The sequence below is a fragment of the Bradyrhizobium sp. WSM4873 genome (assembly GCF_055811355.1).
Genome location: NZ_JBVVPS010000025.1, coordinates 99,607 through 113,972, shown reverse-complemented (window position 1 = coordinate 113,972; position 14,366 = coordinate 99,607). Strand labels below are relative to the sequence as shown.

Below are 14,366 nucleotides of genomic sequence, written 5' to 3'. Positions count from 1 at the left end.
GCGTACCACCGGGCGGGCCATTGGGCAAACCCGGAACCCCCGGGCCAACCGGGCCGGGGAGGCCGGGTACGCGCTGCTGCTTTGACGGCTGCTCGTTGGCATCGGTGAGCTGCACCGTCCAGGCCCGCTGCTCGCCGGTATCGACCTCGAAATAGCCGGTCCGGTCATAGCCGCGCGCGAGGCAATCCTCGGTGCCGCGGATGGTGAACTCCTTGTCGCGCGAGCACATGAAAGCCTGGCCCGACCATTCGCCGCCGCGGTCATAGTCGATGGCGTAGATGTAATAGAAGCGGGCCACCAACGTTCCCCGCAGCAGCGTCTCGCAGGAGCGCGACGAGATGTTCCACCAGCCTTCGGTGGTCCAGCCCTCGGCATCCTTGTAGCCCAGCGCGATGCCGACGCGGCTCGACGTGTTGTTGCAAAGCCGGAAATCGGCGGAGGCCGGGCTGGCCCAGAGGCACAGCAGGCCAACCACCAGCACCGGGACCAACCGGGCGAGCAGGCGAAGGCGGGAGCGGGGAGATTCGGCGATCATTGTCGCGGAAGCTATATCAGATCATTGACGATTTGGCGTAGGGCCCGGGAACTGCCCGAAGCCGGCTTCGCGCCCCTTTGCGCCGCGATATGGCAAAATCTGTGACAGGCCCCACCTGATCTCGTAAGGGTGACCCATCCAGATCACAGCCAACTCGCAAAGCCGAGGGATCCAGCCATGGCAATCGACGACAAAACCAGAACGGAACTCGAGGCTGCCGCTTTCCGGCGCCTGGTCGATCATTTGAAGACGCGGACAGACGTCCAGAACATCGACCTGATGAATCTCGCAGGCTTCTGCCGCAACTGCCTGTCCAACTGGCTCAAGGACGCCGCCGACGCCCAAGGCGTCGCCTTGAGCAAGGATGAGAGCCGGGAAGCCGTCTATGGCATGCCCTACGAGGCCTGGAAGGCGAAATACCAGGGCGCGGCCACGCCTGAGCAGCTCGATGCCATGAAGAAGGTTCATCCCGGGCACTGAACGGCCTCGCCGGCAGCCCGATATGCGGTGCCCTTGAGTCGCATCACACAACAGCTTTCTTCAACGCGCCCAAGGAAGGTGTGGGCGCGCTGTGGACGAGCGCGATGCTGCCTTGAACGCGAGTGATCCGAACCCTAAGGGTCTAACCAGCACGCGCGGTGAGGATGCCGGCGTCACCTCGTTTTGCCAGTTCCATTGGGAGTACCAAGATGGCCACCTCCGCCGCCGTCCGCGACGACGAGCCCGCGACGAAATTTGCCAAGGACCAGCTCAAGTCCATCATCGAGCGCATTGAGCGGCTGGAGGAAGAGAAGAAGGCGATCTCCGACGACATCCGCGACGTGTTCGCCGAGGCCAAGGGCAACGGCTACGACGTCAAGGCACTGCGCACCATCGTGCGCATGCGCAAGCAGGACCCGAACGAGCGCGCCGAGGCCGAGACGATCCTCGAGACCTACATGCAAGCGCTGGGGATGATCTGAGCCCCGGTGTCGTCCTGGCGAAGGCCAGGACCCATTATCCCAGGGAGCAGTTTGGCGAAAATTCGTCGCTTGGTATCCGTACCGCGTGAGCCAGATGGATCACGCGGTACGGGTCCTGGCCTTTGCCAGGACGACGACAGAGATTTTGGTAAGGGCGCGGCTTATCAGCCTCAGCGCAGCGCGGCGGTCCGCATGACGAAGGACGTCGTCTCGAGCTTGGCGGTGGCGGTGCCCGAGAAACTGTCGCAGGACAGGCCCTGCATCGGATCGTCGGCAAAACCCATGGCGATCACGGACTGCGGCTTGACGAAGTAGGCGCGCATTGCGGCCGTGTCGAGCTCGCCCATCAGCGTGACCGACATCGCGCGGCTGGCGCTCGGCGATAGCATCACGATCTTGAGCCAGATGCTTTCGCCCTTGGCTGCGGAGAGCCGGGTCGCGGTTGCGACCATGCCGTCGACGCGCTTGCCGACCACCGTGTTGATCTCGGTCGCGGGCGCAACGTTGCGCGACGCGGCGGCGGGACGGGCGGAGCGCGGGATCGGCGCGGAGGCGGCGACGACATTGGCGCGGTCGACGGGGGAGGCGGACGCCGGCGCGTAGGCCAGGGCCTGATAGGCGGCGCTGGACACACTCGCGGTCGGCTGCGGATCGGTGGCGGCGGCAAGCGCCTGCCGTGCCTTCAGCGCAGCCACTTGAGCTGGCGTCGCCTGCTGCGGCGTAGCCGGGGCGTCCCAGAAGCCGCGGGCATTGATGATGTCGGCAGGGGTCTCAGGCTTTGCGTCAGCAGATTTGCCGGCGGCCGGCTTGTCAGCCACGGGCGCTGGCTTCGACTTGGGCAGCGCGACCATCTGCGCATCGGCTGAGGCGAGCTGAATCGTCGCCGCGACTGACGGCTTGGCGCGCGGCGTCGGCACCGGATCGGCCGGCTTGGTCGCGGCGGCGACCACGGTCGGCGCGACAGGCTTCGCGGCCGGAGCGGGCGCGCCCTCGTCATCCTCGTCGTTGCTCGTGGCGATCGGAGCCGGCTTGCCCTTGAACAGGCTGGCAAAGAAATTCGACTTGCTGCCGGAATCCTCGCCGCTGCCGCGCCGCTCGATCTCGGCCTTGGCGAGCTCATAGCCCTTCAGCGGCGTGCCGTCGGTCGGGACATGGACGGTGCGTCCGTCCGGGAAGACCCGGGCGAGCTGGTCATGCGTCATGCGCGGCCAATGCCGGATGCTGCCGGTGTCCAGATGTACGAACGGCGAGCCGGAGGTCGGGTAGAAGCCGACACCGCCGCGCTGGAGGCGCAGGCCGGCGAAGCGGATCTGCTCCAGCGGCACGTTCGGGATGTAGAAGTCCATCGCATGCCCCAGCATGTGCTGGCTGAAGCGCGCCACGCCGGAGGAGCGGCGGCGGAGCATGGCGTTGGTGGCGGGCGAGCGGTAGGAGGAGATGATCTGGATCGGCTGCTTGGCATCGACGTCGCGATAGACTTCCCAGAGGATATCGAAGAGGTGACGGTCCATGACCGTCTCGTCCTGGGTGCGCCAGTCGCGCAGGAAATGGTTGAGCTGCTTCAGTGCCGCTTCGTCGTAGCGCCCGTCGCGCTTGAAGGTGACGGTGAGGTCTTCGCCGGAATGGGTGTGGTGAAAGGAGAGCGTCTTGGTCTCGTTGAGCGCGGCGGCGTTGTGAACCGAACCCGCGGCAGCAAGCAGCAATACGGCAGCGAGGCCGATCCGGGATCCGGCCTTCACTCCCGCATGGGACAACGACAGCACAGCGAATTGGCGTGCGATTCCAGTCAGCACGTTAGAGCCCACCCAGTCGACCAGCGTTCAAAATGGACTCTCCCGCTAACCCCGTTAGCGCGCGAAAGAGGATGAACGCTTTGTTAAAGCGAGAAGGTTAATTCGAGGTTGACCTTCTCGCCCCCCAAACCAAGTCAGACTACAATCCTAACCGGGTGAGTGTGGCAAAAAAACGCCCGCTGCCCGACGTCAGGTGGAGAATGGTTAACGTTAAGCGACCCCAACCAGAGGATGAGGTCGCTGATTTTATTGCGGAATTTCAAGAAGTGACACGCTGAGCAGGACTCAGCGAGTGAACACCCGCTGGGGCTTGCGGCCGACTGGGGCCGGCGGCTGGGCAGGGGCCCCACCGCCGAACAGCCGCTCGAAGAAATTCGGGCCGGACGAGCCGCCATTGTTTGCTGCCAACACTCCGTTCGGCAGCGTCGTTGCCGGGCGTGAATAGCTCGGCTGGGAGTGCGCGACGACGTTCTCGAGATCCTTGCCGCGACCGTTCTTCAGGATGTTGATCATGGTCGCGTCGCGGCCATAGACGTCCTTGCGGAATTGCAGCTTGCCGCCATCGTCCACGAATGCGGTCTGATAGGTGATGTTGACCGGGATCGGGGTCGGGAATTTCAGGTCGATCTCGCTCTTACCGTACATGCTGCGCACGCGCTCCGGCGTGTACTTCTCGTTCGGCATCGCGATGTTGAGCAGAACCGAGGCGTACTGATCCGGGTTCTGCACGCGCATGCAGCCGTGGCTGAAGGCGCGTTCGTCCCGGGCGAACAGGTTCTTGTCCGGCGTGTCGTGCTGATAGACCAGGAACTTGTTCGGGAAGTTGAAGCGGATGCGGCCGAGCGCATTGGCTTCACCGGGCGGCTGCGAGATGTGCACGGAGCCGTCGCGGTTCTGCTCGAGCTTGAGACCCATGCGCTGGAGCACGGTCGGGTCCTGCTGAAGCGCCGGCAGATATTCGTTGTAGACGATCGACGGCGGCACGTTCCAGGTCGGATTGACCGTGATGTACTTCATCGTCTCGGTGAGCAGCGGGGTCGCATGCGTGCCGGGCTTGCCGGTGACGACGCGGGTGGTCCAGACCTGCTGGCCGCGCTGCATCACCTTGAGCGTGTAGTCGGGAATGTTGAGGATGACGTAGGCATCGCCGAGCGAGGGCACGCCCAGGTCGCGCGGCAGCCAGCGCCAGCGCTCCATGTTCACCAGCACCACGTCGATCTGCTTGTCGCGCTTCGGAGTGTTGATCGCCTTGACGGTCTTGTCGTCGAGGATGCCGGTCGCCTTGAGCTCGGCACTGTTCTGGAACTTGCGCACGGCTTCGGCGACCGCCGCGTCATAGCGGGTGTCGTTGGCGTTCTCGGCGATGCCGAGCTTGGCGCGCAGCTGCGGCACGCGCGGATCTTCAACGACGATTTCAGCCTGCTTCTTGCGGGCCGGGGTGTATTTCAGCGCCGGACCATCGGCGATCTCGATCACCGGGCCGTTACCCTGGCCGCGGAGCTCCGCGAGCTTCGCCTTCAGCTCCTTGTAGAGTTTTTGCGGCGGATTGTAGCTGTCGAGCGCCGCGGAGGCGTCGGCTGCGGTCGTGACCTTGGCGAGCACCTCGTTCGGATCGACCGGATGCTCGGGATAGAGGATGTCGCCGCTGACCTGCGACCAGTGCATGCGGCCGCTCTGGGCTTGGCGCGCATAGTCGAACATGCTGGCGGTGAGCTTGAGCTCGGCATCGGCAAGCGTGTCGGGTGTCGTGGCGGCCGCGAAGTCCGGCAGCGGGTAGTCGGCGGGATTGAGACCGTCGGACGCAGCATCCTTCAGTCGTGCGATCACGCCCTTGGCCGCCGCGGTCAGGCTGCCGCCCTGGGTCCAGACCGGCGCGAAGTCGCGTGCACCGTAAAACTTCTCGATCGCCGCGCGTTCGTTCTTGCGGTCGAAATAGCGCGCAGTCTTGGCGCCAATGATGTCCTTGAGCTTGTCAGCGACCGGCTGGTCGGCCGCGGGAATGTTGCTCGCGGCCTTCACCGGCTCCGAAGCCGCAGCGGTGGCGGGCGCGGCCGGCGTTGTCGCCGTGTCGGCCTTGGCAGGTTCGGTCCTGGCAGGTTCGGTCTTCGCCGTCTCGCTCTTCGGCGCCTCGGTCGCCGGCGTGGTGGCGACGTCGGAAGGCTTGGTCTCGACCTTGTCCGGCGCGGGAGCGGCTTCGGCCTTCACGGGTTCCTTGACCGGCTCCTTTGCCGAGTCCTGAACCGTGGCGGTGGTGTCGAGCTTGATGTCGGATGCGGTCGGGGGCGGGACGTTTGCGGGTTCGGGGCGCGGGATCGCGGCTTCGATCGCGAGCTCGGCAGCGCTGCTGCGCGCCTGATCCTGCGCAAGGGCCGAGCTGGCCGATACCGTGAGGAAGGTCGCCGCGACCGTCATCAAGACGCGGTCAAAGCCTGCACGGTGGTTCAAACAGTCACGCATTGTGTCGCACCCCTCGGGTGAACTGTCCCCCGTGGAACAGCTTCGTTATCGCCTATTGAGCTTCGGCTAAACCGCGCCGGCCTCTCGAAAGTTGCACGCCTGCACGCAACGAATCCTACGCAGACGATATACAGGCCCCGATTTCGCAGCCAGCGCTACCCGGGACAACTCACGACAAACTGACTTCAAGCAAGCCTCTTGGCAACGGATTGTGCGCTTCTGACACGCGCTTTTCCCTGTGTCTGTCACTTCCAAGTCACGGTTCAAATCGCAGTCGAATTCCGTCGTCGTACGAACGGCTTACAGTCGTATCGCTCCGCCCGGACGAACCTCCGTTCGCGTCAGGCTCAGTGCGTCTCCTCACCGCTTTTGCCGCCATGGCCGGGAACCCCTGCCTCATCGAGTTTGCGGTAGAGGGTGGACCGGCCGATTTTGAGGCGACGGGCGACCTCCGACATCTGCCCGCGGTAATGCGAGATCGCGAAGCGGATGATCTCGTTCTCGATCTCCTCCAGCGGCCGGACTTCGCCGGTCGCGGTCAGCATTGAGAGGGCGCCCGCCAAGGGCAGTGGCGCGATCGGTATTTCATTACCTGATATGACGGAGGGGGCCGCGATCGGCTCCAGCATCAGCGGAGCCGTCGGAATGTCTGTTCCGGGATGCGGCTGCGAGGCGATCAGGGGGAAGTCGTCAAGGCCAAGCTGGTCGCCGTCGCTCATCACCACGGCGCGGTAGACCGCGTTTTCGAGCTGGCGGATGTTGCCGGGCCAATCGAGCTGGGCGAGGTGCGTAACGGCCTCGCCGCTGATGCCGGTGATGGGGCGGTTCTCCTCGGCGGCAAAGCGCGCCAGGAAATGCCTGAGCAGATGCGGAATGTCCTCGCGCCGCGCGCGCAGCGATGGGATCGTCAGCGGCAGCACGTGCAGGCGGTAGAACAAATCTTCCCGGAAGTGGCCCTGCTTGACCCGCTCAAGCAGCCTGCGGTTGGTCGCCGAGATGATGCGGACGTCGACCTTCACGGGTTTGCGGCCGCCGACCGCCTCGACCGCGCCTTCCTGGAGCGCGCGAAGCAGCTTGACCTGCGCGGCCAGCGGCAGCTCGCTGACCTCGTCCAGGAACAGCGTGCCGCCATGGGCTTCGACGAACTTGCCGGTGTGGCGTTCGGCGGCGCCGGTGAAGGCACCCTTCTCGTGACCGAACAGGATGGACTCGACCAGGTTGTCGGGGATCGCGCCGCAATTGACCGCGACGAACGGTTTTGCCTTGCGCTCGCCGCTGCCATGAATGGCGCGCGCGAACATCTCCTTGCCGACGCCGGACTCGCCCTCGATCAGCACCGGGATCGATGAGTTGGTGGCTTTCTGCGCCGCGTGCATCACGCCCGCCATCGCCTCGGCGCGGGTGATGATGTCGGAGAAGGTCAGCCGGCCCTCGCGGCTGTGACGGATGCGCTGCAATTCGCCCTTGAGCGCGGACGAATTGAGCGCGTTGCGAAGGGAGACCTGGAGCCGCTCCAGGCCGACCGGCTTGACCACGAAATCGGCCGCGCCCGCGCGCATCGCCGAGATCACATTGTCGATGCCGCCATGGGCCGTCTGCACGATCACGGGGATGCTGAGACCCGCTTCGCGGATTTTCGCCAGCACGCCCATGCCGTCGAGGCCGGGCATCACGAGATCGAGGATGACGCCGTCGATGGCCGCGTCAGGGGCGGTGAGGGCGGCAATCGCCGCGTCGCCGGAGTCCACCACGATCGTCTCATAGCCGCATTTCTGCACCATGTTTTCGACCAGCCGGCGGGCTACAGCGTCGTCGTCGGCGATCAAAATACTGGCAGCCATGGTGTTCCCCGCACGCTACTACTATCTGTCTCGAATCGGGGCACTCTGGCCGAAGCCGATTAACGCACTGTTAAATCCTGATGCCCCCGCCCGCCGTCGCGCTTGTTGAACACAGGTTTCCCACACAATGAATTCGCGCTCCAAGTCTGCAGTTAAGAAGTCCGCCGCTAGCAAGCCCGCTCTCCGCAAGCCGAACACCAAGACATCCGCAGCCAAGGCAAAACCCTCCAAGCGTTCACCCGCCAAGCCTTCACCCGCCAAGCCTTCACCCGCCAAGCCTGCGAGCAAGACCGGCAAGCTTCCGGAGTGGAACCTCGCCGACCTCTATTCCGGGATCGATGCGCCGGAAGTGGCGCGCGATCTCGAAAAGATGGATGCCGATTGCGTCGCGTTCGAGACGGACTACAAGGGCAAGCTCGCAACAGGAACAGCAAAGGAAGATGGCGGAAAATGGCTCGCCGAAGCCGTGCGACGCTATGAGGCGATCGACGACCTCGCCGGCCGGCTCGGCTCGTACGCCGGCCTCGTTCATGCCGGCGACAGCGTGGACTCTGCGATTTCAAAGTTTTACGGCGACGTTTCCGAGCGCCTGACGGCGGCATCGACGCATCTGCTGTTCTTCGCGCTCGAGCTCAATCGCGTCGATGACGATATTTTGAACCGCGCGATGCAGGCCACCGAGCTCGCGCACTACCGTCCCTGGATCGAGGACCTGCGCAAGGAGAAGCCGTACCAGCTCGACGACAAGCTCGAGCAGCTCTTCCTGGAGAAGGCGCAGACCGGCTATTCAGCCTTCAACCGACTGTTCGACCAAACCATCTCGGGCCTGCGTTTCAAGGTCGGGTCCAAGGAGCTCGCGATCGAGCCGACGCTCAATCTGTTGCAGGACCGCGACGGCGCCAAGCGCAAGGCCGCGGCAGAGGCGCTCGCAAAGACCTTCAAGGCGAATGAGCGCACCTTTGCGCTGATCACCAACACTCTGGCCAAGGACAAGGACATCTCCGACAGCTGGCGCGGCTTCAAGGACGTGGCGGATTCCCGGCATCTCAACAACCGCGTCGAGCGCGAGGTGGTGGATGCGCTGGTCGCCTCGGTGCGCGCGGCCTATCCAAAATTGTCGCATCGCTACTACGCGCTGAAGGCCCGCTGGTTCGGCAGGAAGCGCCTGGCCTATTGGGACCGCAACGCGCCGCTGCCTTTTGCGGCGACCGACGTGATCGGCTGGCCCGACGCGCGAAACATGGTGCTCACCGCCTATCGCGGCTTCTCGCCAAAGATGGCTGACATCGCCGAGCGCTTCTTTACCGACCGCTGGATCGATGCGCCGGTGCGCCCGGGCAAGGCGCCGGGTGCCTTCTCGCATCCGACCACGCCGTCCGCGCACCCCTACGTGCTGATGAACTACCAGGGCAAGCCGCGCGACGTGATGACGCTCGCCCATGAGCTCGGCCACGGCGTGCACCAGGTGCTGGCGGCCAGGAACGGCGCGTTGATGGCGCCGACGCCGCTGACGCTGGCGGAGACCGCAAGCGTGTTTGGCGAGATGCTGACCTTCCGGCGGCTGCTGGCGCAGACCAAAAGCGCAAAGCAGCGCCAGGCGCTGCTCGCCGGCAAGGTCGAGGACATGATCAACACCGTGGTGCGGCAGATCGCGTTCTATTCCTTCGAGCGCGCGGTCCACACCGAACGCAAGAACGGAGAGCTCACCGCGACGCGGCTCGGGGAGATCTGGCTCTCGGTGCAGGGCGAGAGCCTCGGGCCGGCAATCGAAATCAAAGCGGGCTACGAGAACTACTGGATGTACATCCCGCACTTCATCCATTCGCCGTTCTACGTCTATGCCTATGCGTTCGGCGATTGTCTGGTGAACTCGCTCTACGCCGTCTACGAGAACGCGGCCGAAGGCTTTGCCGAGCGCTATCTCGACATGCTCGCCGCCGGCGGGACCAAGCATTATTCCGAGCTGCTGCGGCCGTTCGGGCTCGATGCCAAGGATCCAAAGTTCTGGGACGGAGGCCTGAGCGTCATCGCCGGCATGATCGACGAGCTGGAAGCGATGGGCTGAGCCGCGCCGTCTTCGGCGCTGCAGCGAGCAGGTCGGGTCGGCCGTCCGAGTGTCCTGTTGTTCCGGCGACGGGCGATGCCGGTTGTATAGTTCCCGCCCTGCACATTGAACGTTTGTGCCTAAAGCCAGACTAATTCTTGCGGGCGGTTTCGGCCTGTAATGCAATCTGTGATTGTTGATCGTCGTGGTGTGCTTTGCCAGGGAGGCGAACATGGCCAGGATCAGTGCCCCAGACCCCAAGGTGGAGCCGCCACGGGCTGTGGAGGAACAGCAGCTGTGGGGGACGCAGCACCGCAAGATCGTCAAGCGCGAGCTCGCAGCCATCAACAACCGCCGCCGCGCCCAAGGCATAGATCCCGTCGCATACCCTGGCGACGAAAAGGCGATCGACACGGTCGGCCTTGCGTTGTCGGGCGGCGGAATCCGATCCTCCGCAATCTGCCTCGGCGTCTTGCAGGCTTTCAATCACCACGGGCTGATCAAGCACATCGACTATCTGTCGACCGTATCGGGCGGCGGTTACACCGGCTGTTCGTTCACGGCGACCATGACGCGGGCGCAGAATTTCGTGTTCGGAAGCACGCCGACACCTGGCGCCGAGAGCGCCAATGAGATCAGTGACACGCCTGCGGTGGGCCATATCCGGAACTACTCGAACTACCTCGTTCCGGCCGGCGCGCGAGATCTGATCACCGGCGTCGCAATCGTCGTGCGTGGACTCGTTGCCAATCTGAGCCTGACGCTGCCGGTCGTACTGCTCGTTGCCGTGATCACGATCCTGTCCAACGCCGCACGCTCGTCACTCTATACGACCAATTTCTTCGGGCTGAGCGTCGACGACACCAGCAATCTTGGTCCCCTCTCCAGCCTGGGATTGATGCCTGCCTTCTTTCTTGGCGGCCTTGTTGCCGCCTTGCTGCTTTTGTTGGTCGGGCGCCTTTTCAAATTCGGGCGGCGCGAGCTTTTTCGCTACCTGGCCGGTCTTGCGTTTGCGCTGGGACTCATCTGCGCGATCGCCAGCTGCCTGAACGTCGATCACTTTGGGCTTTCGCTTGCAGCGCTCCTGCTCGGCCTCGTGCTTTTCTTCGGCTGGGCGGTGCTGCGCTCGATTTCGTCGACCAAGGGAGGTGAATTCCGCGGCTATCCGTCGACTGTCGGCGCGACCTATCTCGTTCTGCTTGCCGCCATCTGCTTCTTCGAATTTCAGCCCTTCATGATCGCCCAGATGTTCGACCTCGCCGACGCCAACACGGCTCAGTCCGGCGGCATCATTGGGGGTGTTGCAATCAAATGGCTCCAATCGCTTGCGGCCATTACTGCGCCGGTTGCGGCGGCCGTCACGCTGTTCCGGCAGCAATTCGCCGACCTGCTGAAGGGCGCCGGCGCCTCGGACCTTGGCCCACGCCTGCTCGCCCATGCGGCGAAAGCAGCCGTGCTTGTCGCGGGACTGGCGCTGCCCTTACTGATCTGGGTCGGATATCTCTATCTTTGCTATTGGGGCATCGCGAACGACAAGACGCTCGACGCCGCCTACCGCCAATACCCCATGATCGAGGAGTGGGGAGCGGCTGGCGTGCAACCCGTGCCGCCCGCGGCCGGTGTCGACGTCAAGGGAAATGTCCAGTTCGACTCGGCGACGCGTAAGCTCTCGGCAGAGATCACCAATAGCGAAGCAAAGGTCGTCGCCTCCAAGCCGGTGGGGCCGATCTCGCACATCCCCCCATGGCTGTTTTCCGTTGCGTCATTGCAGTCCCCGGGCACATTCACTTGGTCGAAGTACCAGTTCGGCAACAGTGTCAGCTGGCGGATGGTGCTGCTCTACTTCTTCTCGGGCTCGGCCCTATTCAGCCTGTCGTGGATCCTCGGGCCGAATGCCAATTCGCTGCACCGGCTCTATCGTGATCGCCTCAGCAAGGCCTTCTTGTTCAATCCGCTCTACTACGCCGACGGGGAGCCGTCGCGGAACATGCCGAGCCTGGACCAGGGGAGGGATTTCCTTCCGCTCGACGAGGAGAAGCTGAGCGGTCTGCTGCATCAGTTGGACTACGGCGTCGATCCAGCGGGAGCGATGACGGTCACGACATCGAAAAAAAGCAGCCTGGCCTCGCCATATCCCATCATCAACGCCGCCCTGAACATCCAAGGATCCGACTTCGCCAATCGGCGGGGACGGAACGCTGATTTCTTCATATTCTCGCCGCTGCACGTCGGCAGCGAGGCCACCGGCTATGCGAATACACCGGCGTTCGAGAAGGTCGCGCTGGGCCTCGATCTTGCGACCGCGATGGCGATCTCCGGGGCCGCCGCTTCGTCGAACATGGGCTCGGGGTCGATCCGCTCGCTGACCCCGACCCTGGCGCTCCTCAACGTGCGCCTCGGGTACTGGTTGAAGAACCCGCGCTGGGTCTCGACAAAGGACAGGCCGCAGCACCACTCGACCCCTTTGTTTCTATGGTCTGAGATCTCGGGCCGGCTCTACGAGAATGCCGATGCGGTCTACCTGACGGACGGCGGACACATCGAGAATCTCGGTGTCTACGAGTTGTTGCGACGACGCTGCAAGGTGATCATCGCGGTTGACGCCGAAGCCGATGCGCCGATGAATTTCTCGTCTCTGGTGACGCTGCAGCGTTATGCGCGCATCGATCTCGGGATCATCATCGACCTGCCGTGGACCCCGATCCGCAACACGACGCGCGAGTGGATGAAGTGCAACGCAGCCAAATCCCCGGGCGCGGCCCGGCACGCCGCGGGCGGACCGCACATGGCGGTCGGCACCATCGACTACGGCTCGGGGGAAAAGGGGTACCTCGTGTACATCAAATCGTCCCTGACCGGAGACGAGAACGACTACATCCGCGACTATGCACGCCGCAACGACACCTTCCCGCACGAAACCACCGGTGACCAGTTCTTCTCGGAGGAGCAGTTCGAGGTCTACCGCGCGCTGGGTTTCCACATGACCCACGGCTTTCTCACTGAGGATGCGGGGGCAGATGCGATCGTCGTCAACGTTCCGGGAGAACGCTGCGCAAAGCGAAACTTCTGCGATAGCAAGGTGGAGCCGATCGGCGCAGTCCGCCGGGCGCTCGGCCTGCGCTGAGAGGCCTTCGGCTCGTGGCACCGGAGATCGCCTGCAACGGGCGGACCTCCGGTCTGAGCGGGATTCCGCCAATCGGAATTCCAAATGACCCGATTTGCCGGGAAACCGCGCCTGCCTGCCGTTGCCCTGCCCGAAAGTTTGCGGTATCCCAGCCATGAAATTCGACTTTCGACTGGGGACAATTCATGGCTGACCATAGCGAAGTGGCGTACAGCACCGCCGACGGCAACGACTACGTTGCCCACGAGCAGACCTACGAGGGCTTCATCAAGCTGGTGAAGTACGGCACGGTCTCGGTCGCGCTTATCGTGATCCTGATGGCGATCTTCCTGACCTGATCCATCTCCTGCAGCACCGCCAGCGTCGTCGGTGCCCATAAAATTTGCAATCAAGCCGGATTGAAAACCGGTATCCAACGTTGCGGGAGTAACGCTAAGTTCGCGTGCGCGCTCTTTCCCGCGTCGCCGGAGGGCCTATGAAGATCGCCGTTGCCAAGGAAATCGATCCGTCGGAGCCGCGGGTCGCCGCTTCGCCGGATACGGTGAAGAAGTTCAAGGCGCTGGGCGCCGAGATCGCCGTCGAGCCGGGCGCCGGCCTCAAGTCGGGTCTGCCGGACTCCGAATTCACCGCCGTGGGCGCCACCGTCAGCGCCGACGCGCTGAAGGACGCCGACATCATCATCAAGGTGAAGCGCCCTGAAGCCTCCGAGCTCGCGCAGTACAAGCGCGGCGCGCTGGTCATCGCCATCATGGACCCCTACGGCAACGAGGCCGCGCTGAAGACGATCGCCGATGCCGGCGTCTCCGCCTTCGCGATGGAATTGATGCCGCGCATCACGCGCGCGCAGGTGATGGACGTGCTGTCCTCGCAGGCCAACCTCGCCGGCTACCGCGCCGTGATCGAGGGCGCCGAGGCCTTCGGACGCGCCTTCCCGATGATGATGACCGCAGCCGGCACGGTGCCCGCCGCCAAAGTGTTCGTGATGGGCGTCGGCGTCGCCGGCCTCCAGGCGATCGCGACCGCGCGCCGTCTCGGCGCCGTCGTCACCGCAACCGACGTCCGGCCCGCCACCAAGGAGCAGGTCGAATCGCTCGGTGCGAAATTCCTCGCCGTCGAGGACGAGGAATTCAAGAACGCACAGACCGCGGGCGGCTATGCCAAGGAAATGTCCAAGGAGTACCAGGCCAAGCAGGCCGCGCTCACCGCCGAGCATATCAAGAAGCAGGACATCGTGATCACCACCGCGCTGATTCCGGGCCGGCCTGCGCCGAAGCTCGTCACGGCCGACATGGTCAAGTCGATGAAGCCGGGGTCGGTGCTGGTCGATCTCGCCGTCGAACGCGGCGGCAATGTCGAAGGCGTCAAGGCGGGGGAAGTCGCCGATGTCGATGGCATCAAGATCGTCGGCTACACCAACGTCGCCGGCCGCGTCGCCGCGTCGGCCTCCAGCCTCTACGCGCGCAATTTGTTCAACTTCATCGAAACGATGGTCGACAAGACCAGCAAGGCGCTGGCCGTGAACTGGGACGACGAGCTGGTCAAAGCGACCGCGTTGACCAGGGACGGCGCCGTCATCCACCCGAATTTCCAGCCGAAAGCGTAAGGAGAGC

At 64.0% G+C, this 14,366-nt stretch carries 10 protein-coding genes; 6 read left to right on the top strand and 4 right to left on the bottom strand.

Annotated features, from left to right (window positions below; translation table 11 throughout):
• The coding region (locus AC0L21_RS27835) for a DUF1036 domain-containing protein (RefSeq protein ID WP_473264886.1) at nt 1-535 on the bottom strand (535 nt) is incomplete at its 3' end.
• Between the two features lie 177 nt (nt 536-712).
• Here AC0L21_RS27835 and AC0L21_RS27830 point away from each other — a divergent pair.
• Together AC0L21_RS27830 and AC0L21_RS27825 are read left to right on the top strand one after the other, a co-directional pair.
• Nucleotides 713-1,015, top strand: a complete 303-nt coding sequence (locus AC0L21_RS27830; protein ID WP_473264885.1) for a DUF1244 domain-containing protein — start codon at nt 713-715, stop codon at nt 1,013-1,015.
• Between the two features lie 209 nt (nt 1,016-1,224).
• Entirely contained in the window at nt 1,225-1,497 is a 273-nt protein-coding gene (locus tag AC0L21_RS27825) for a DUF2312 domain-containing protein (protein ID WP_007596286.1), read from the top strand.
• A gap of 170 nt (nt 1,498-1,667) precedes the next feature.
• On the opposite strand, the gene AC0L21_RS27820 is transcribed toward AC0L21_RS27825, so the two are convergent.
• The 3 genes from AC0L21_RS27820 to AC0L21_RS27810 all read right to left on the bottom strand — a co-directional run bounded on the left by AC0L21_RS27820 (nt 1,668) and on the right by AC0L21_RS27810 (nt 7,588).
• A complete protein-coding gene (locus tag AC0L21_RS27820; RefSeq protein ID WP_473264884.1) occupies nt 1,668-3,290 on the bottom strand; it encodes a peptidoglycan L,D-endopeptidase MepK in 1,623 nt (540 codons plus the stop codon).
• A 285-nt stretch (nt 3,291-3,575) separates the two neighbouring features.
• Nucleotides 3,576-5,747 (bottom strand): L,D-transpeptidase family protein, encoded by a 2,172-nt coding sequence (locus tag AC0L21_RS27815; RefSeq protein ID WP_473264883.1) that lies wholly within the window; start codon nt 5,745-5,747, stop codon nt 3,576-3,578.
• Nucleotides 5,748-6,094: 347 nt separating this feature from the next.
• Nucleotides 6,095-7,588, bottom strand: a complete 1,494-nt coding sequence (locus tag AC0L21_RS27810) for a sigma-54-dependent transcriptional regulator (RefSeq protein WP_473264882.1) — start codon at nt 7,586-7,588, stop codon at nt 6,095-6,097.
• Nucleotides 7,589-7,715: 127 nt separating this feature from the next.
• Between AC0L21_RS27810 and AC0L21_RS27805 the strand changes: the two genes are divergently transcribed.
• The 4 genes from AC0L21_RS27805 to AC0L21_RS27790 all read left to right on the top strand — a co-directional run bounded on the left by AC0L21_RS27805 (nt 7,716) and on the right by AC0L21_RS27790 (nt 14,359).
• The gene (locus AC0L21_RS27805) at nt 7,716-9,653 is read left to right on the top strand and encodes a M3 family oligoendopeptidase (protein ID WP_473264881.1); all 1,938 of its coding nucleotides are present in this window, start codon (nt 7,716-7,718) and stop codon (nt 9,651-9,653) included.
• Between the two features lie 211 nt (nt 9,654-9,864).
• Entirely contained in the window at nt 9,865-12,756 is a 2,892-nt protein-coding gene (locus AC0L21_RS27800) for a cell division protein (RefSeq protein WP_473264880.1), read from the top strand.
• A gap of 185 nt (nt 12,757-12,941) precedes the next feature.
• Nucleotides 12,942-13,094, top strand: a complete 153-nt coding sequence (locus AC0L21_RS27795) for an aa3-type cytochrome c oxidase subunit IV (protein ID WP_007596280.1) — start codon at nt 12,942-12,944, stop codon at nt 13,092-13,094.
• A gap of 137 nt (nt 13,095-13,231) precedes the next feature.
• Nucleotides 13,232-14,359 (top strand): Re/Si-specific NAD(P)(+) transhydrogenase subunit alpha, encoded by a 1,128-nt coding sequence (locus AC0L21_RS27790; RefSeq protein ID WP_473264879.1) that lies wholly within the window; start codon nt 13,232-13,234, stop codon nt 14,357-14,359.
• The last annotated feature ends 7 nt before the right edge of the window (nt 14,360-14,366 follow it).

Coding starts and splice junctions, on each gene's coding strand:
- AC0L21_RS27810 (WP_473264882.1), bottom strand. CDS start 7,588: ATGGCTGCCAGTATTTTGATCGCCGACGACGACGCTGTAGCCCGCCGG.
- AC0L21_RS27815 (WP_473264883.1), bottom strand. CDS start 5,747: ATGCGTGACTGTTTGAACCACCGTGCAGGCTTTGACCGCGTCTTGATG.
- AC0L21_RS27800 (WP_473264880.1), top strand. CDS start 9,865: ATGGCCAGGATCAGTGCCCCAGACCCCAAGGTGGAGCCGCCACGGGCT.
- AC0L21_RS27795 (WP_007596280.1), top strand. CDS start 12,942: ATGGCTGACCATAGCGAAGTGGCGTACAGCACCGCCGACGGCAACGAC.
- AC0L21_RS27805 (WP_473264881.1), top strand. CDS start 7,716: ATGAATTCGCGCTCCAAGTCTGCAGTTAAGAAGTCCGCCGCTAGCAAG.
- AC0L21_RS27825 (WP_007596286.1), top strand. CDS start 1,225: ATGGCCACCTCCGCCGCCGTCCGCGACGACGAGCCCGCGACGAAATTT.
- AC0L21_RS27790 (WP_473264879.1), top strand. CDS start 13,232: ATGAAGATCGCCGTTGCCAAGGAAATCGATCCGTCGGAGCCGCGGGTC.
- AC0L21_RS27830 (WP_473264885.1), top strand. CDS start 713: ATGGCAATCGACGACAAAACCAGAACGGAACTCGAGGCTGCCGCTTTC.